Here is an 18,510-nt window from a genome sequence, read left to right as displayed (position 1 = left end):
GAAGGCATGAAAGGATTGAGAACCCTGTTGGCTGCGGCGGTGACGACGTTGAGTCTATCGTTGCCCGTGTCCGCGGCGCAGGCGCCCGTGCATTTTGCCGACCTGAACTGGGAAAGCGGCAGCCTGATAACCGAAGTGCTGCGTTTTATTGTCGAAAAGGGCTATGACCTGCCCACCGACACCTTGCCCGGCACCACCATCACCCTGGAAACCGCACTGGCGAAAAATGATATCCAGGTGATCGGCGAAGAATGGGCCGGTCGCAGCCCGGTGTGGATCAAGGCTGAAGCCGAAGGCAAAGTGGTGGGTCTGGGCGATACGGTCAAGGGCGCGACCGAAGGCTGGTGGGTGCCGGAGTACGTGGTCAAGGGGGACCCGGCCAAAGGCCTCAAGCCGCTGGCGCCGGACCTGAAGACCGTGCAGGACCTGGCGCGCTACAAGGACGTGTTCAAGGACCCGGAGTCGCCCGGCAAGGGCCGCTTTCTCAACAGTCCCATCGGCTGGACGTCCGAAGTGGTCAACAAGCAGAAGCTCAAGGCCTATGGCCTGGACGACAGCTACGTGAACTTCCGCAGCGGTTCGGGCGCGGCACTGGATGCCGAAATTGCCTCATCGATCCGCCGAGGCAAGCCGGTACTGTTCTACTACTGGTCGCCGACACCGTTGATGGGCCGCTACAAATTGATTCAACTGGAAGAACCGCCGTTTGACGCCGACGCCTGGAAGACCCTCACCGACGCCGACAACCCCAACCCTCGTCCTACCCGGTCACTGGCGTCCAAGCTGAGCATCGGCGTATCCACGCCATTCCAGCAGCAATATCCGCAGATCGCCGAGTTCTTCACCAAAGTCCAGTTCCCCATCGACCCACTGAACAAAGCCCTGGCCACCATGAGCGAAAACCACACGGCACCACGGCAAGTGGCCCAGGCGTTTCTCAAGGAACATCCTGAGGTGTGGAAAGCCTGGTTGACGGCGGATGTGGCGCAGAAGGTTGAGGCTGGTTTGAAGGAGTAGCTGTTCTGCTGTCCAGGGGGCATGTGCCTTGCCAGGCAACTGCATACATGGAAAGCGAGCTTGTGTGGCGAGCGGGCTTGCCCTAATGCCGTTCAGTTAAGCGCAGATTCCCTGTGGCGAGCAGGCTTGTCCTGCGCTGGGCTGCGCAGCAGCCCCAAAACCATCCGCTGAGCCGTATCAGGTACACCGCGTTTTGCTGGACTGGGGGCGCTTCGCAGCCCAACGCGGGGCAAGCCCGCTCGCCACAATAAGCCCACACATTTTCCTTAACTGAACGGCATTGGGGCTTGCCCGGCGTTGGGCTGCGAAGCAGCCCTGGTGCAATAACGGTGCACCGCACAGCTCAGCCGCGAATTCGCCACCGTACCACTGTTGCGATTTGCAATGGGTTTGGCGCGATAGTCATGGCGATATTGCGAGGATGATTTGAGTATTGGAATTGATGGACTTTCAAGAGGGCGGGTGGGCGAGGTTTGCCAAGTTGAATAGGTATTTTAATTCACCGTCGTGTTTGGCGATGGGCGTTTGTTAGCGGTTTGGAATTCAAGCCTGCTCAGATATTTGTCGGATAGAGATGGATCTTTGCAGCTTTTAGATCAACGAATTCGTGTTCTTGAGGCATAGGCCCGTCGAGTTCAATTAGGATTATAGAGTCGCCAACCTGCAGGGCAGCGAACTCATTGTCGGAACTCTGAATGAGCTTTGCGGTGATGTGTGTTATGCCGTTTATAACCATGATTTGCGGAGTCTTACAAAGCGACGGTCTGATATTTCGCCCCCATGAAAATACCTCGTCCAGGTCGAGTTCCACGTCGAGACGTGCTCCAGTTTTAATACTGGCATCTGTACATACTCCAATTCCGTCTCCAACAGGTGATCGGAATTTCACATGTGATGCGTTCTCGTTTGCGAACGTTTCGGTTATTCGTACTTGCATGTTACTTCTTCTTTAAGGAAGCTCCGATCAACTTGCCACGCGGCGGCGGCAAGTCCAAATTTCCTCGGGACGCAGCGCTATTTGCCAAAAAACGACCGATGCTTCGTGTATTGAGGGCTATTTCGTCTGCTCTTCCGTGTTAAACACGCAACTCGCCCATACCCATCAGCTGTTTTCGAGCCATCCACAGGTTTGACAGGGCGAACAGCGTGGTCAACTGAGCTGTGTTTTTCATCAGCCCACGAAAGCGCACTTTAACGTAACCAAACTGCCGCTTGATCACCCGAAACGGATGCTCAACCTTGGCCCGTGTCTGAGCTTTGCAGTACTCGATCTTGCGCTTGGCTTTGTACAGCAGGCTGCGTTTATTCAACCTGGAATAGGTGCTGCGGCGGGCTGCGATTTGCCAGATAACTTCACGATTTTCATGCTCTTCACGCTTCTCGACACCGGTGTATCCAGCGTCCGCATACACCGCGTTTTCTTCGCCATGCAATAGTTCGGCGACCTGTGTGACATCGGCCACATTGGCGGCGGTGCCATGAACGTGATGAACCAGGCCGGACTCGACATCAGCGCCAATATGGGCCTTCATTCCGAAGAAATACTGATTACCTTTCCTGGTCTGATGCATCTCGGGATCGCGCTTGCCTTCCTCGTTCTTGGTGGAACTGGGGGCATGAATAATGGTGGCATCAACGATAGTGCCTTGACGCAGCGACAGGCCTTTTTCTTGTAAATAAGCGTTGATGACCGCGAGGATCGCAGGTGCGAGTTGATGCTGCTCCAGCAAGTGCCGGAAGTTCATGATCGTAGTGTCTTCCGGGATCGGCGCGCTCAACGTCAGGCGTGCGAATTGGCGCATGGGCGTGATTTCGTAGAGCGCTTCTTCCATGGCCGGGTCGCTCAGGGAGAACCAGTTCTGCAACAGATGGATGCGCAGCATGGTTTCCAGCGGATACGGTTTTCTGCCACCGCCGGCCTTGGGGTAGAACGGCTCGATCAGCCCCAGCAGGTCTGTCCAAGGCACGACTTGATCCATCTCGGCGAGGAAGCGTTCGCGGCGTGTCTGCTTACGTTTTCCGGCGTATTCGAAATCGGAAAAGCTCATCTGGCTCATGGGCGGCTCGGATCAGGTGGTCAGGCACATTTCATCACATTTGCGGACTTGTTCGGAGAATCCTTAAAGGAACTCTAACGACTGTATTGTCCAAATTCATAGTTTTTGTTTTTAGCTCAAATGTCCACGTTTCCTCATGATAGTGGTGTTTGGTTGGTTTGCTATTCATTTTGTGCGAACCATAGCGAATACTTCGTTTTGAGTCTTTAGAAACGATCCGGTCTTTGTCAGGTTTGCCAGTTCGCGGACTAGTGGGTGGGTCAGACGATGTTTCTTTAGCGAGCTGCGTAAGATATATGTTTTTTCAAGAAGTGTTGGTTATCTATTGGGTCAAGCTAAAAAATCGCGAAATCAATGTCGCCCTCAAATGAAATGCAAGCAATCCAATCCAGCTGTTTTTGAAGTATGTAAGTGTGCTGGGGTGTTTTTGAAAAAATTTGCAGTGATTGCATTAGGTCTGTGGCTGAAATTGAATAGGCATTCTTGGTTGCGTCACCAATAAAAATTACATTGTGCTTAGTGGCTTCTTTTATTTTTTTCTCTAATAACGCTAGCGTGGCCTGTGATGGAGACGGACCAATATGAGTGTTTTCCTTGAATTGGCTCCAAGCTATCTGGTTTCCAAAGAAAGGAACGATTGCATTTATTTTTTCAACAATTAAATCGTGCTCGGCTTCTGGCGGGATTTCGAATTCGATATTCAGTTGTTTAAAATCTTTGACTATTTCGTCGTCAAGATAGCTCATTTTTCTGCGAACCTTTGGTGAGTTGGAGTATAGGCAGCGTGGGACATCCGTGACGTCTCGGGAGGGGGCAAGGCGTCGAAGTTTGCCCCAGCAAAAAGCCCCGCGGATGAACGGTTGTACAAAACAGAAAAGGCCGACACACCGTGCAGAAAACCCGCTGAAAACCAGGCTAACTAGCCACACAAAATCACAACCCGTCTGCTTGCAAAATATCCGCCCAAATAAAAATCGCTCTCATCCTTGCCCGATTTCGCGACCTGGCCGTCATGGTTAATAGAACCTTCATTACGCAGGATTTTCCATGTCGCGCCTTGCCCGTCCCTTGCATCCACTGGCCCTGTCAGTGGCGATCGCCTTTGCCGCAGTGCCGTTGCTGGCGGCTCAGCCAGTTTTTGCCGAAGACAGCGACAGCGCCGTGCGCCGCTTCGAGGTTGCGGCCGGTGATCTGAGTCAGGCACTCAACAGCCTGGCCGAACAGGCAGGGCTGGTACTTGCCTTTGATGCGAGCCTGACCCGAGGCAAGCGCAGCAATGGCCTCAACGGGCAGTACGGGACGGATACGGCGCTGGCCCAGTTGCTTGCAGGCAGTGGCTTGCAGGCGCTGAAGATTGCCGCCGACCGTTACCGGCTCGAAGCCGTCCCGGATAGCGGCGGTGCCATGGAGTTGCAGGCCACCACCATCAGCGCTGCCTACCAGACCGAAAGTCCCACCGGGCCGGTGGTCGGTTATGTCGCCAGCCGCAGCCTGTCGGGCACCAAAACCGATACGGCGTTGATCGAAACCCCGCAGTCTATTTCTGTGGTCACCAAGGACCAGATGCGCGCGCAGAATGCCGAAAGCCTCAATCAGATCCTGCGCTACAGCGCCGCCGTGGTCCCGGAAACGCGGGGCGCCACAGCCTCGCGTCTCGACCAGTTGACCATTCGCGGCTTCGCCCCGGCCACGTACCTGGACGGCCTGCGTGTGCCGTCAAGCCGCGACGCCTTGCCGCAAAAGGACGCATTCGATCTGGAGCGCGTCGAAGTGCTGCGCGGCCCGGCTTCGGTGCTGTACGGCCAGGGTACGCCGAGCGGGGTGATCAATATGGTCACCAAACGTCCGCTGGACACACCGTTCCATGAGGTGGGCGTGGAGTACGGCACGTTCAACAAAAAACGCACCACCTTCGACCTGAGCGGACCGATTGACGATCAGGGGGTATATGCCTACCGCGTTGCCGGACTTTTCGATGACGCCGACGGCCAAGTGGAACACACCGAAACCCGCCGCCAATCGCTGTCCAGCGCGTTCACCTGGCGCCCGGATGACGCCACGTCGCTGACCTTGCTGGGGCATTTTCAGAAGGACCCGAAGGGCGCTTCCTACGGTTCGGTGCCGGCCTGGGGCTCGGTGCTGCACAGCCCGACCGGGCGCAAAATCGATGTGGACTTCTACGATGGCGAGAAGAATTTCGAGAAGAGTGACCGCGAGTACTACTCCCTCGGCTATGCGTTCGAACATCACTTCAACGATGTCTGGACCGTGCGCCAGAACGCCCGTTACCTGCGTGCCGAAGGTGTCTACCGCAGTATCTACAACAGCTACCTGCAGGCCGATTACCGCACGGCCACGCGCTCGACCATCGCCACCGATGTGGACATGGACGCCTACACCCTCGATAACCAGCTGCAGGCCCGATTCGACACCGGGCCGCTTCAGCACACGTTGCTGACGGGCCTGGATTACCAGAACACCAGCACCGACACCAAGGCGGGCTACGGCAAGGGACCAAGCCTGGATATCTTCGACCCCGTCTACGGCGCACCGGTGTCGACACCGGCCTTTGGCACCGACGCCACGTCGCGCAGTGAACAGACCGGGGTATACCTGCAAGAGCAAATGAAGTGGGACAAATGGGTGCTGCTGCTTGGCGGTCGCTATGACTGGGCCAGCACCGACAGCACCACCAAGTCGCTGAGCAACGGCGCCAAGAGCAAGTCCTCCCTGGACAGCCATGCATTTACCGGCCGCGTCGGCCTGGTGTATCTGTTCGACAACGGCCTGGCGCCGTATGCCAGTTATGCGGAGTCATTCAACCCGCAGTCGGGCACCGGCTACGGCGGTTCGGTGTTCAAGCCGACTGAAGGCAAGCAGTATGAAATCGGCATCAAGTACCAGCCGCCGGGCAGCAACAGCTTTATCACCGCCGCTATTTTCGACCTGCGCCAGCGTAATGTTCCGACCCTTGATCCGGACCCGTCCCATATGTGCGGCAACGGTCGCTGTTCGATCCAGGACGGCGAGCAGCAATCCCGCGGCTTTGAACTGGAAGGCAAGGCCAGCCTCAACGACAACCTGGATCTAACCGCTGCCTATGCCTACCTGGATAACCGCGCCAGCCAGTCCAACAGCACCGCGCAGTATGCGCCGATCAGCGATGTCGGCATCGGCCCGGCTGTTCCGGTCAAAGGCACCACGACTTACGGTCTGCCGCGTCACACGGCATCGGCGTGGGCGGACTACACCTTTCACGACGGCCAGTTGAAAGGCTTTGGTGTGGGGGCCGGTGCGCGCTATGTCGGCTCTTCATGGGGCGATACCGCCAACACCCTGAAGGTGCCGGGTTACACCTTGTTCGATGCGGCGGTGCACTACGACATCCCGAATATTGCCAACCCCAAAGACAACCTGCGCCTGGCTGTGAACGCCTCCAACCTTGCGAACAAAGAGTATGTGGCGTCGTGCCTGTCGTATTCGTGGTGCTGGTATGGCTCACAGCGCACCGTGCAGGCGAGCGCCACTTATCAGTGGTAAATAAGGCAATCTGATGGCCCCCATGTAACAAAATCCTCGCCAGAATCGCTTTTATTTTCAGGTGGTTAGGTGAGGAAGCAAATGCGCACTGTTGGAATCATGCTGTTCGCCTGCTCCCTGGCCGGCGGCGCGGCTACCGTGCAGGCACGGGAGCTGCGCGAAGGCGACAAGTACATGTGCAGTTGGGGCGCCGGTACGGCGGCCAGAGCCCAGGAACTCAAGCTGTCGGGCGTGTCGTTATACGCCGCTCGACAGAAGATCCAGACTATCAAGTTCAACAAACCGTGGATGCACATGATGGCCATGGGCATCACCGAACAAACCTACGACAGTCGCTCACGGCTCAAACCCGAGGCGATTCGCCAAAGCTTCTATCAGGAATGCCTGCGCTACCGGGTCGCGCGCAAGTGAGGGGCTGAGGCAAGCCGGTTTATCCGCCGGAGCGCTTACAAATCCACGACAGATGCTGTGTCTCTATTTGCATACAATCGCGCACTTCACCCTGGAGGCCTGTATGCACACCCCGGAAAGAGCAGGGCGCCCGTCACTCATGAATGCGCCAGAACCTTCATCGTCCGATAGTTTCGGTTACTTCGTTGCCGCCGTGCTGGGCGTGGCGGTGCTGCTGGGCATTTGCTTCGTGCAGTACAACGCCAAGGTGGATCAGCAGCGGCAAGCGGCCGTCGAGCGTTGGTTGCTGTGCTCACAGATGGAAAGGGTCGCCAGTGTGGCCTCTGTCCGGGGCGTGAGACTGAGTGCAAACTGCCGCACACTGAGTGAGCAGGATCACAAGTAAGGGGCAAGCCAACGCACCCTGCACGTTACAGGCGTCGTACAAACGATTTGACGATATGCCGAGTGACGTCGGTGGTATCGAGTTGATCGACGTTCTCATAGGCATGCCAGCAACAGTCGACAATCTCGTTACGCGGTCGCGCCTCGTCGATATTGACCACCGAGGCCTCGAACACATGGTGCAGCGTGTCGCGTGCCTTGAGTTCCTGCAGGTACAGCAGGCCATCGACGTTCAACCCGGTTTCTTCTTCCAGCTCGCGTTCTGCCGCGCCCACCGGACGCTCGTCGCGCTCGACCTTGCCACCCGGCAAGGCCCATTTCGATCTGGCCTTGCGCACGAAAAGGATATGTCCTTCGTGTTCGCAAATGACCGTGGCCCTGATTTTCATTGTCTGTGCCCCCGCAGCAAATGAATGTCACAAAAGTGTAATGCAATTGTCATGCTAAGTGGTTATGGCGTGCCGGGGTGTGTATGTGGATACTGCCCGATTGAAAGAAACGGACGAGGAAAACCGATGAACACCGTACGTTGGGGCATGATCGGCTGTGGCAGTGTCACTGAGTTAAAGAGTGGACCCGCTTTCTATAAAGCGCCAGGTTCTGCCCTGGTGGCCGTGATGGGGCGTCGCGAGGAGGCCGTGCGCGATTATGCGACGCGCCATGGCATTGCACGTTATTACACTGACGCCCAGGCGCTGATCGACGACCCCGAAGTGGACGCGGTCTACATCGCCACGCCCCCCGACAGCCACCTCGACTACAGCCTGATGGTGGCCGCAGCCGGCAAGCACTGCTGCGTCGAGAAACCCATGTCGCTGAATGCCGAGCAAAGTGCCCTGATGCAGCGCACCTTCGAGCGCGCCGGGCTGCACTTGTTCGTATCCTATTACCGGCGCTCGCTGCCGCGCTTTCAGCAGGTACGCGACTGGTTGCAGCAGGGCCGCATTGGCGAACTGCGCCACCTGACCTGGACCCTGTGCAAGCCGCCGGCCGCCAATGACGCCAGCGCCACCAACTGGCGCACCGACCCTGCCATTGCTGGCGGCGGCTATTTTGCCGACCTGGCCAGTCATGGCTTCGACCTGTTCCAGTACCTGGCCGGGGATATTGTCGAGGTGTCGGGCTTTACCGCACGGCAGGCCGGGCACTATGCGGCTGAAGACGCGGTGACGGCGTGCTGGACCTTCGCCAACGGCGCTCTGGGCATGGGCTGCTGGAATTTCGTCGCGGATCGCCGTGAAGACAAGGTCGAGCTGATCGGCAGCCTGGGTCGCATTACCTTCTCCGTGTTCGAAGACCAGCCCCTGCGCCTTGAAGGACAGACCCACGAGGTGCTGGAAGTGCCGTGCCACGCACATATCCAATGGCATCACGTGCTGGCAATGAACGCGCACATCCGTGGTGAGGCCGAGCATCCATCCCAGGCCATCGAAGCGCTGAAGACCGATCGTATCCTCGACAAGGTGCTACAACGTAACCCCAACCATCCCGGCTAAGCGTGCCAGGATCAGTCTTTTCAAGGAATTGACCCATGAAATACTGGATGGCCGTGTGGCTGGTCCTGGCCGCAACCGTGACCGCAGCGCCCCGGGAGCAGCGGCCGGCCGGGGATTTTGATTTTTATGTGTTGTCGTTGTCGTGGTCACCGACGTTCTGCCTCACCCATCCGGACAACGAGCAGTGTTCGGGCAAGGGCTATGGTTTCGTGCTGCACGGGCTTTGGCCGCAGTATGCGAAGGGTGGCTGGCCGTCGGCGTGTGATTCACGGTCACGGCTGTCGGACGCCGAGCTGGCCAAGGGCGCGTTGATCTTCCCCACGCGGGCGCTGCTCAAGCACGAGTGGAGCAAGCACGGCACATGTAGCGGCCTGGACGCTACGCGCTACCTCGACGCGACGGACGCCGCGCTGGCCTCCGTGCAGATTCCGCAACAGCTGCAACCGTTCAACGTGCCCAATTATCTGGAGGCCGCTGAAATCGAAGCGCTTTTTCGCCAAAGCAACCCTGCCATGGGCAACCACAGCGTGGCGGTCATCTGCAAGGGCAAGGTATTGTCCGAAGTGCGCGTATGCCTGAGCAAGGAACTGCGCTTTGCCGGTTGCCCCAGAAGTGTGAAGACGCAGTGCCGGGGCGGCGATATCCGCATTCCGGTGCAGCGCTAATGTGAGCGCTGCACCTGCCTGATCCGCCGCTTTGCGGTATCCTCCGCGCCCCGCTTATCCATGATGCAAGGCACGATGACAGGACAAGACATGCAGGCACTGCTGGACGCGATTCTCGACGAAGTTCGTCCACTGATCGGCCAGGGCAAAGTCGCCGACTACATCCCCGCGCTGGCCGATGTGCCCGCCAATCAGCTTGGCATCGCCGTGTACGGCAACGACGGCGCGGCCTACTGCGCGGGGGACGCCGATACGCTGTTCTCGGTGCAGAGCATCTCCAAGGTCTTCAGCCTGGTACAGGCCATCGACCACGGCGGCGAAACCATTTGGGAGCGCCTGGGCCATGAGCCTTCCGGGCAACCGTTCAACTCCATGGTGCAGCTGGAGTTCGAGCGTGGCCGCCCGCGCAACCCGTTTATCAACGCCGGCGCGCTGGTGATCTGCGACATCAACCAGTCGCGCTTCGCCGTGCCGATCCTGTCGATGCGCGACTTCGTCCGGCGCCTGTCAGGCAACCCGCAGATCCTGGTCAACAGCATCGTCGCCGACTCCGAAGCCCAGCACGGCGCGCGCAACGCGGCCATGGCTTACCTCATGAAAGCCTTCGGCAACTTCCACAACGACGTCGACGCAGTGTTGCACAGCTACTTCAACTACTGCGCCTTACAGATGAGCTGCCTGGACCTGGCCAAGGCTTTCAGCTTTCTGGCCAACGAAGGCGTAAGCGCCCACAGCGGCGAACAGATCCTTACCGCGCGCCAGACCAAACAAGTCAACTCGATCATGGCCACCAGCGGGCTGTATGACGAGGCGGGCAATTTTGCCTATCGCGTGGGGTTACCCGGTAAGAGCGGGGTGGGCGGCGGGATTGTCGCGGTAGTGCCGGGGCAGTTCACGGTGTGCGTGTGGTCACCAGAGTTGAACGCGGCGGGGAACTCGCTGGCGGGGATGAAGGCGCTGGAGTTATTGAGTGAGCGGATTGGGTGGTCGGTGTTTTGATTACTTCGACTTGGCACTGTCGCGCAGCAAACCGGAGTCTCTGTGGCGAGCGGGCTTGCCCCGCGTTGGGGTGCGAAGCGCCCCCAATCCAGTAAAACGCGGTGTACCTGATACGGCTCAGCGCCTGGTTTTGGGGCTGCTGCGCAGCCCAGCGCAGGACAAGCCTGCTCGCCACAGGAATGGCCAGGAGCTGTTGACATGACCATTGGCGCGCCGGTACTGGGGGCGAATGGCCGCCCGGTGGCGGCGGTGCATGTGGTGGCGCCGACCAGCCGGTGGAGCAGGGCGGATGCGGAGAAGCAGCTGGCGTCGGCGTTGTTGCAGTGTTCAAGGGCATTGAGTAACTCGGCCAGGCATCTGGAATAACAGCCACTGCAGATTCAAGTGTGGGAGGGGGACTTGCCCCCGATAGCGGTGGGTCAGATGGAAATGTGTTAACTGAAACACTGCCATCGGGGGCCAGCCCCTCCCACATTTGGATCTCCGGTGTTTTGGGAATCGTTACTCACCCCCAACAAAAAATGCGCCCCTGAGGGCGCATTTTTTTGTTCGGTCAGCTATCGCCTATCAGGCAATCGCATCCCAGGCCCGATCACCTTTCTCATCCTTGATCCGGGTCGGCAAGCCCATCACGTCCAGCGCTTTCAGGAACGGCTCAGCCGGCAGTTCCTCGACGTTGGCCATGTGTTTCACGTCCCACTCGCCACGGGCAACCAGCAGCGCTGCGGCAACCGGTGGCACGCCTGCGGTGTAGGAGATGCCCTGGCTGTCGGTCTCGGCGAAGGCTTCTTCATGGCAGGCCACGTTGTAGATGAACATCTCACGTGGTTGGCCGCCCTTGGTGCCTTTGACCAGGTCACCGATGCAGGTCTTGCCGGTGTAGCCAGGTGCGAGCGAAGACGGGTCGGGCAGCACGGCCTTGACCACTTTCAGCGGCACCACTTCCAGGCCTTCGGCGGTCTTGACCGGCTTTTCGGACAGCAAGCCGAGGTTTTTCAGGACGGTGAACACATTGATGTAGTGTTCGCCAAAGCTCATCCAGAAACGCACGTTGGGCACGTCGAGGTTTTTCGACAGCGAGTGCACTTCATCGTGGCCGGTGAGGTAGAGGTTCTGCGAACCGACTACCGGCAGGTCGTCGGTGCGTTTGACTTCGAACATGGTGTTGCTGGTCCACTGGCTGTTCTGCCAGCTCCACACCTGCCCGGTGAACTCGCGGAAGTTGATTTCCGGGTCGAAGTTGGTGGCAAAGTATTTGCCATGGCTGCCGGCATTGACGTCGAGAATGTCGATCGAATCAATGCGGTCGAAATGCTGTTGCTGCGCCAGCGCGGCATACGCGTTGACGACACCCGGGTCGAAGCCCACGCCAAGGATGGCGGTGATGTTCTTCTGTTTGCACTCTTCCAGGTGGTTCCATTCGTAGTTGCCGTACCACGGCGGGGTCTCGCAGACCTTGCCCGGCTCTTCGTGAATGGCGGTGTCAAGGTAGGCAACGCCCGTGTCGATGCAGGCACGCAGTACCGACATGTTGAGGAACGCGGAACCCACGTTGATGACGATCTGCGATTCGGTCTCGCGGATCAGGGCCTTGGTCGCTTCCACGTCCAGAGCGTTCAGCGCGAAGGCCTGGATGTCGGCGGGTACCTTGAGGCTACCCTTGGCCTTGACGCTGTCGATGATGGCCTGGCATTTGGAGATGTTGCGCGACGCGATAGCAATACGACCGAGTTCGTCGTTGTGCTGCGCGCACTTGTGGGCCACCACCTTGGCGACACCTCCTGCACCAATGATAAGAACGTTCTTTTTCAATTGCTTTATTTCTCCTATATCCGCCAGCTTACGAAAGGCTGGACAGGTAGTCGTCGTAACCAAATTCACGAACCACTTCGACTGTACCGTCGAGTTGTTTCACTACGATGGACGGCATTTTCAGGCCGTTGAACCAGTTTTTCTTGACCATGGTGTAGCCTGCGGTGTCGATGAACGACAGCCGATCGCCGATGGCCAACGGACGATCAAATTGATACTCGCCGAAGATGTCCCCGGCCAGGCAGGATTTGCCGCACACCATATAGGTGTGTTCACCCTCGCTCGGCGCCAGCTTGGCGTTGAGACGGTAGATCAGCAGGTCTAGCAGGTGGGCTTCGATGGAGCTGTCGACCACGGCCAGGTGCTTGCCGTTGTAGAGGGTGTCGAGCACCGTCACTTCCAGGGACGCACTGTTGGTGATCGCCGCTTCGCCCGGTTCCAGGTAGACCTGCACGCCGTACTTCTCGGAGAACGCCTTGAGCCGCGCGCAGAACGCATCCAGCGCATAGCCTTCACCGGTGAAGTGGATGCCGCCGCCGAGGCTGACCCACTTGACCTTGTGCAGCAGCGCGCCAAAGCGTTCTTCGATGGTGCCGAGCATTTTGTCGAACAGGCTGAAGTCGCCGTTCTCGCAGTTGTTGTGAAACATGAAACCGGAGATCTGCTCGATCACGCCGTCGATCTTCACCGGGTCCCACTCGCCCAGGCGGCTGAACGGGCGCGCCGGGTCGGCCAGCAGGTAGTCGGAGCTGCTCACCTGCGGGTTCACGCGCAGGCCACGGGTCTTGCCTTCGCTGCGTTCGGCGAAGCGCTGCAACTGGCTGATGGAGTTGAAGATGATCTTGTCGCAGTTTTCCAGCATCTCTTCGATTTCATCGTCGGCCCAGGCCACGCTGTAGGCGTGCGCTTCGCCCTCGAACTTCTGGCGGCCGAGCTTGAGCTCATACAGTGACGACGAGGTGGTGCCGTCCATGTATTGCTGCATCAGGTCGAACACCGACCAGGTGGCAAAGCACTTGAGTGCCAGCAGAGCCTTGGCGCCGGACTGCTCGCGCACGTAGGCAATCTTCTGCATGTTGACCAGAAGCTTCTGTTTGTCGATGAGGTAATACGGCGTTTTGATCATTTTTGAGAGCCTGCGGCGGTGCCTGCCAAAAAAGGACACGCATTGTGCCCGCACTTGGTCAGGATCGAAAGGTTAGCGAGCGGATTTTGCCGCGCCGGTTTTTGAATATACCCGGCGATTATGACCATCCATGGGAATACATCGAGCCCGTGTGGGAGCGGGCTCGCTCGCGAAGGCGCTGGGTCAGTCACAGCAACATTGACTGATGCGGCCCTTTCGCGAGCAAGCCCGCTCCCACATATGCATTTTTTGCACATGGATTCACTGACATCAAACCGTCATCTCTTCACCACCGTCCTGCCATATTCCCCCGTTACTGTCCTCGCCAATGAGATCGATCTCAAGCGAGTGACCATGCCTGATCTGAAAGACGTTGCGCGCCTGGCCGGCGTGTCCCGTGCCACCGCCGCGCGCACCTTTGCCTCTCCCGACCAGGTGCGTCCGACTACCCGTGAGCAGGTGTTCGCCGCCGCCCGTGAGCTGGGGTTTCGGCCCAATCTGCTGGGCCGTCAGCTGCGCCTGCAAACCACGCAACTGATCGGCGTGGTGGTGCCCAACCTGCTCAACCCGGTGTTTGCCGAGCAGTTCCAGGCCATGGAGCGCGCCGCGCGGTTGCGCGGCTACAGCCTGTTGCTGGCGACCACCGACTACAGCAGCGAGCGCGAGAGCATCGTGGTGGAAGAGTTGCTGCGCCAGCGCGTGGACGGGCTGGTACTGACCGTCACCGACGCCGAGAGCAACAATGTGCTCAACAGCCTGGCCAGCGAGCAGACGCCGTTCGTGCTGGCGTACCACCAACCCAGCAACCCCGATTACAGCGCTGTGTCAGTGGACAACCGCGCCGGCATGGCCCTGGCCACCCGTTACCTGCTGGATGCGGGACACCGGCGCATCAGCATGGTCGCCGGCCCCGCGTTGCAGTCCGACCGTGCGCGCCTGCGCCATGCCGGCTACTGCGATGCGATGAAAACCGCGGGCCTCAACAGCCGCCCGGTGATCGAAATGCCTGCGCACACCCAGGCCGAATTCGCCGCTATCGAACCGTTTCTGACCGGCCCCGACGCGCCGACAGCACTGCTGTGTTCCAACGATTTCCTCGCCATCAGCCTGATTGCCGAGCTGCGCCGCAATGGCTGGAACGTGCCCGGGCAACTCTCGGTGATGGGCTTTGACGGCATCACCCTCGGCACGCAGCTGCACCCCACGTTATGCAGCGTGGTGCAGCCCATCGCGCTGCTCGCCGGCACCGTGATTGACCAGTTGCTGGCGCAGATCGCTGGCAACGCGCCGATTTCCCATTGTCTGCCTTGCCATATCCGGCCGGGCGAAAGCACTCAACCCCATGAGGACACCCCTGATGCGCACACTCCGTAAAACCCTGGCCGCCGTGCTGCTGTGTGGCATGGCCAGCCTGGCCCAGGCCGCCGACACCGCGATCTGCTACAACTGCCCGCCGGACTGGGCCGACTGGGGCACCCAGCTCAACGCCATCGCCGCGCAGACCGGCGTGCAGGTGCCGCTGGACAACAAGAACTCCGGCCAGTCCCTGGCGCAGTTGGTCGCCGAAAAAGCCGCGCCGGTCGCCGACGTGGTCTATTACGGCGTGACCTTTGGCCTGCAGGCGCAAAAGGCTGGCGTGGTCGAGGGCTACAAACCCAAGGGTTGGGAACAGATTCCCGCCGGCCTCAAAGACCCGTCCGGGCAGTGGTTCGCGATCCACTCCGGCACCCTGGGCATCATGGTCAACGTCGACGCCCTCGGCGGCCTGCCCGTGCCGCAAAGCTGGGCGGACCTGCTCAAGCCCGAATACAAAGGCATGGTCGGCTACCTGGACCCGTCCAGCGCATTTGTCGGTTACGTCTCGGCGGTCGCGATCAACCGCGCGCTGGGGGGCGATCTGGACAACTTCGCGCCGGCCATCGACTACTTCCAGAAGCTGGCGAAAAACGCCCCTATCGTGCCCAAGCAGACGGCCTATGCGCGGGTGTTGTCCGGCGAGTTGCCGATCCTGGTGGACTACGACTTCAACGCCTACCGCGCCCGCTACAAGGACAACGCCAACGTTGCCTTCGTGATCCCCAAGGAAGGCAGCATCAGCGTGCCCTACGTGATGAGCCTGGTGGCGAATGCGCCGCACCGCGCCAACGGTGAAAAGGTCCTCGACTTCGTGTTGTCCGATGCAGGCCAGGCGTTGTGGGCCAAGGCCTACCTGCGGCCGGTGCGCCCGGTGCAGATGCCGGCCGACGTGGCCGCGCAGTTCCTGCCCGACAGCGACTACGCCCGTGCCGGCGTGGTGGACTATCAGAAAATGGCCGCCGTGCAGGAAGCCTTCGCCGCCCGCTACCTCAACGAGGTCAAGTAAGTGGCCTCGACCCCTCGCGCCGCCTGGGCACTGGCCCCGGCCTTTGCGCTGTTGCTGGCGTTCTGGCTATTGCCGCTGGCGCACCTGATGCTGCTCGGCGGCCAAAGCCGCGACAGTCAAGGCAGCGGTTACTGGCAGGTGCTGAGCAGCGCGCAATACCTGGGCAGCCTGGTGCAAACCTGTGCGCTGGCCGTCGTCGTGACGCTGACGGCGTTGGTGATCGGCGGCATCAGCGGTGTATTTCTGGCACGCCAGCAGTTTTTCGGACGCTCGGCGCTGGTCGCGCTGCTCACCTTTCCACTGGCATTTCCCGGCGTGGTGGTGGGGTTTCTGGTGATCCTGCTGGCCGGGCGCCAAGGCCTGTTCGCCGCGCTGGGCCTGCAACTGGCCGGTGAGCGCTGGATCTTCGCCTACTCGTTGGTGGGGCTGTTTGTCGGCTACCTGTACTTCTCGATTCCACGGGTGATTCTCACCGTGATGGCGGCGTGCGAAAGCCTCGACCGCAGCCTGGAAGAGGCCGCGCATTCGCTGGGGGCAGGGCACTGGCGCGTGGTATGCGATGTGATCATCCCTGGCCTGGCGCCGGCGCTGGCCTCGTGTGGCGCGATCTGCTTCGCCACCTCCATGGGCGCCTTCGGCACCGCCTTTACCTTGGGCACGCGCCTGAACGTCACACCGGTGGCGATCTACAACGTGTTCACCAATTACGCCAACTTTGCCGTCGCCGCCGCCTTGTCGGTGGTGCTGGGGGCGGTGACCTGGGCCGTGTTGCTGCTGACCCGGCGCCTGGTGAAAAACGCGGGGACGGTTCTGTGAAACGCTCATCGTTGTTTGTGCTGCAACTGCTGTTCACCCTGCTGGTGTGCGCCTTCATGCTGGTGCCGGTGCTGCTGTCGTTGTTGGCGGGGCTGACGCGCAATTTCTTCGTCGGGCTCTCCAGTGGCCTGACCTTCGACTGGTTGGTCCAGGTATGGCAGGCCTATTCGCCCACGGTGTGGTTGTCGCTGCAACTGGCCCTGGCGTGTGCGGTGTGCGTGTGCGTGGTGGGCGTGCCAGCGGCCTACGCGCTGGTACGCATGAACAACCGCTTCAGCCGCGCCTTCGAGGAGTTGATGGTGCTGCCGGTGGCAATGCCGGGCCTGGCCAGTGCGTTGGCGTTGTTGCTCACCTATGGCCAGTTCGGCGCGTTCCGCAGCAGTTGGCTGTTCATCCTCGTCGGCCATGTGCTGTTCACCCTGCCGTTTCTGGTGCGCCCGGTGATGGCGGTGATGCAGCGCCAGCAACTGCCGGTGCTGGAAGAGGCCGCCGCAAGCCTGGGGGCAGGGCCGATCAAGCGTTTTTTCAGCGTGGTGGTGCCCAACTGCCGGGCGGGGATTCTTGCCGGTGTGCTGATGGTGGTCACCCTCTCGCTGGGTGAGTTCAACCTGACCTGGATGCTGCACACGCCGATGACCAAGACCTTGCCGGTGGGCCTGGCCGACAGCTACGCCTCGGCGCGCCTGGAAATCGCCAGTGCCTACACCCTTATCTTTTTGCTGATGATCGTGCCGCTGCTGATCGCGTTGCAGGCCATCAGCGCCCGTTTGTCTCGTGGAGAACGTCGATGACCGCTATCACTATTCGCCTCAAGGGCTGTCGCAAGGCGTTTGCCGACGGCACCGTGGCCGTGCACAACCTTGATCTGACCGTCGAAGGCGGCGAAACCCTGGCCATTCTCGGCCCCTCCGGCTGCGGTAAAACCACGACCTTGCGCTTGATGGCCGGCTTGGAACGGCCCGATGTGGGGCAGGTGTTTTTCGGCGATCAGGACGTCACCCGCCTGCCCATCGAGCGCCGCGACGTGGGCATGGTGTTCCAGAACTACGCGCTGTTTCCCAACCTGGATGTGGCCGGCAATATCGTCTACGGCCTGAAGATTCGCGGCCTGTCGGCGCTGGAGCGCAACAAGCGCTGTGACGAGTTGCTGGAGCTGGTGGGGTTGCACAATCACGGCCGGCGCAGCATTCACGAACTGTCGGGCGGGCAGCGTCAACGCGTTGCCCTCGCTCGCGCCCTGGCGCCGCGTCCCAAGGTGCTGTTGCTCGATGAGCCGCTGGCCGCCCTCGATGCCCAGCTGCGTGAGCGTCTGCGCAGCGAGCTGAATGAACTGCTGCGCGGTCTCGGTATTACCTCGGTGTTTGTCACCCACGACCAGGGCGAAGCCATGGCCCTGGGCGATCGCATTCTGGTGATGGAGCAGGGTCGCGTGGCCCAGTTGGCGAGCCCCCGGGAAATCTATCAGCAGCCGGCGAATGCGTTTGTCGCAGGCTTCGTGGGCAACCTCAATGCATTTCAGGTGATCGCGCAATCGCCCCGGGGCCTGACGGTGTGCGGGGGCGAGTTGCCGTGGCAGGCGGGCGAAGTGCCCGCCACCGTGTATTGCCGCCCCGAGCACCTGCGGGTGATGGACGGCGAGGGGCACCTGCACGGGCGTCTGCTGGCGCAGTTTTTCCAGGGCGCGCAAAGCCGTCTGCTGGTGGATGTGGGCGGCCCGCAACCATTGCTGGTGGACAGCAGCGACAACCAACAGCATGCCGTTGGCGCACCGATTGCCCTGGCGATCACGCCGCACATGCTGTTTACCCTCAATGCGTGAGAGTTT

The 18,510-nt window shown here is 60.0% G+C and carries 18 protein-coding genes and 1 pseudogene; 13 read left to right on the top strand and 6 right to left on the bottom strand.

All coding sequences use genetic code 11. The annotated features are described in order from the left end of the window. Positions 1–6 precede the first annotated feature (6 nt). The gene (locus H045_RS10620; RefSeq protein ID WP_041931493.1) at positions 7–1,017 is read left to right on the top strand and encodes an ABC transporter substrate-binding protein; all 1,011 of its coding nucleotides are present in this window, start codon (positions 7–9) and stop codon (positions 1,015–1,017) included. A gap of 553 nt (positions 1,018–1,570) precedes the next feature. Here H045_RS10620 and H045_RS10615 read toward each other — a convergent pair. The 3 genes from H045_RS10615 to H045_RS10605 all read right to left on the bottom strand — a co-directional run bounded on the left by H045_RS10615 (position 1,571) and on the right by H045_RS10605 (position 3,820). Then, positions 1,571–1,954, bottom strand: a complete 384-nt coding sequence (locus tag H045_RS10615; RefSeq protein WP_141687591.1) for a hypothetical protein — start codon at positions 1,952–1,954, stop codon at positions 1,571–1,573. 139 nt (positions 1,955–2,093) lie between these two features. Then, a complete protein-coding gene (locus H045_RS10610; protein WP_015371933.1) occupies positions 2,094–3,074 on the bottom strand; it encodes an IS5 family transposase in 981 nt (326 codons plus the stop codon). A 335-nt stretch (positions 3,075–3,409) separates the two neighbouring features. Further along, on the bottom strand, positions 3,410–3,820 hold the full coding sequence (locus H045_RS10605) for a hypothetical protein (RefSeq protein WP_015372347.1): 411 nt from the start codon (positions 3,818–3,820) through the stop codon (positions 3,410–3,412). A gap of 301 nt (positions 3,821–4,121) precedes the next feature. Between H045_RS10605 and H045_RS10600 the strand changes: the two genes are divergently transcribed. The 3 genes from H045_RS10600 (at position 4,122) to H045_RS10590 (ending at position 7,410) form a co-directional block, all read left to right on the top strand. Next, positions 4,122–6,614 (top strand): TonB-dependent siderophore receptor, encoded by a 2,493-nt coding sequence (locus tag H045_RS10600; protein ID WP_003232292.1) that lies wholly within the window; start codon positions 4,122–4,124, stop codon positions 6,612–6,614. Positions 6,615–6,695: 81 nt separating this feature from the next. Then, positions 6,696–7,025 (top strand): hypothetical protein, encoded by a 330-nt coding sequence (locus tag H045_RS10595; protein WP_015372346.1) that lies wholly within the window; start codon positions 6,696–6,698, stop codon positions 7,023–7,025. Positions 7,026–7,128: 103 nt separating this feature from the next. Continuing rightward, the gene (locus tag H045_RS10590; protein WP_176717671.1) at positions 7,129–7,410 is read left to right on the top strand and encodes a hypothetical protein; all 282 of its coding nucleotides are present in this window, start codon (positions 7,129–7,131) and stop codon (positions 7,408–7,410) included. 25 nt (positions 7,411–7,435) lie between these two features. Here the strand turns inward: H045_RS10590 and H045_RS10585 are convergent, their stop codons facing one another. Next, complete coding sequence (locus H045_RS10585) at positions 7,436–7,798, bottom strand: NUDIX hydrolase (protein WP_003232302.1); 363 nt, start codon at positions 7,796–7,798, stop codon at positions 7,436–7,438. A gap of 126 nt (positions 7,799–7,924) precedes the next feature. On the opposite strand from H045_RS10585, the gene H045_RS10580 reads away from it, so the two are divergent. The 4 genes and pseudogenes from H045_RS10580 to H045_RS24505 all read left to right on the top strand — a co-directional run. Continuing rightward, entirely contained in the window at positions 7,925–8,905 is a 981-nt protein-coding gene (locus H045_RS10580) for a Gfo/Idh/MocA family protein (RefSeq protein WP_003232304.1), read from the top strand. Positions 8,906–8,940: 35 nt separating this feature from the next. Beyond that, on the top strand, positions 8,941–9,570 hold the full coding sequence (locus H045_RS10575) for a ribonuclease T2 family protein (RefSeq protein WP_003232306.1): 630 nt from the start codon (positions 8,941–8,943) through the stop codon (positions 9,568–9,570). Between the two features lie 90 nt (positions 9,571–9,660). Next, entirely contained in the window at positions 9,661–10,569 is a 909-nt protein-coding gene (glsB, locus tag H045_RS10570; RefSeq protein WP_003232308.1) for a glutaminase B, read from the top strand. Positions 10,570–10,764: 195 nt separating this feature from the next. Then, positions 10,765–10,935, top strand: a pseudogene (locus tag H045_RS24505) (IclR family transcriptional regulator domain-containing protein); the annotation flags it as partial. 201 nt (positions 10,936–11,136) lie between these two features. Here H045_RS24505 and H045_RS10565 read toward each other — a convergent pair. Then, the gene (locus H045_RS10565) at positions 11,137–12,381 is read right to left on the bottom strand and encodes a saccharopine dehydrogenase family protein (protein ID WP_003232312.1); all 1,245 of its coding nucleotides are present in this window, start codon (positions 12,379–12,381) and stop codon (positions 11,137–11,139) included. A gap of 28 nt (positions 12,382–12,409) precedes the next feature. Further along, complete coding sequence (locus H045_RS10560; RefSeq protein ID WP_003232314.1) at positions 12,410–13,507, bottom strand: carboxynorspermidine decarboxylase; 1,098 nt, start codon at positions 13,505–13,507, stop codon at positions 12,410–12,412. 354 nt (positions 13,508–13,861) lie between these two features. Between H045_RS10560 and H045_RS10555 the strand changes: the two genes are divergently transcribed. The 5 genes from H045_RS10555 to H045_RS10535 are packed head-to-tail and all read left to right on the top strand — an operon-like array spanning position 13,862 to position 18,504. After that, on the top strand, positions 13,862–14,881 hold the full coding sequence (locus H045_RS10555; protein WP_003232316.1) for a LacI family DNA-binding transcriptional regulator: 1,020 nt from the start codon (positions 13,862–13,864) through the stop codon (positions 14,879–14,881). Next, positions 14,865–15,869, top strand: a complete 1,005-nt coding sequence (locus H045_RS10550; protein ID WP_003232318.1) for an ABC transporter substrate-binding protein — start codon at positions 14,865–14,867, stop codon at positions 15,867–15,869. Before H045_RS10555 ends, H045_RS10550 begins: the two co-directional genes overlap by 17 nt. Then, entirely contained in the window at positions 15,870–16,685 is an 816-nt protein-coding gene (locus H045_RS10545) for an ABC transporter permease (RefSeq protein WP_015372344.1), read from the top strand. After that, positions 16,682–17,476 (top strand): ABC transporter permease, encoded by a 795-nt coding sequence (locus H045_RS10540; protein ID WP_003232322.1) that lies wholly within the window; start codon positions 16,682–16,684, stop codon positions 17,474–17,476. Before H045_RS10545 ends, H045_RS10540 begins: the two co-directional genes overlap by 4 nt. Further along, on the top strand, positions 17,473–18,504 hold the full coding sequence (locus tag H045_RS10535; RefSeq protein WP_015372343.1) for an ABC transporter ATP-binding protein: 1,032 nt from the start codon (positions 17,473–17,475) through the stop codon (positions 18,502–18,504). The genes H045_RS10540 and H045_RS10535 overlap by 4 nt, the downstream gene beginning before the upstream one ends. Positions 18,505–18,510: the final 6 nt, after the last annotated feature.

The organism is Pseudomonas poae RE*1-1-14, assembly GCF_000336465.1.
Taxonomy (GTDB): domain Bacteria; phylum Pseudomonadota; class Gammaproteobacteria; order Pseudomonadales; family Pseudomonadaceae; genus Aquipseudomonas; species Aquipseudomonas poae.
Note: the sequence above shows the minus strand (reverse complement) of the source record. Positions and strands in the feature narration are given on the sequence as shown.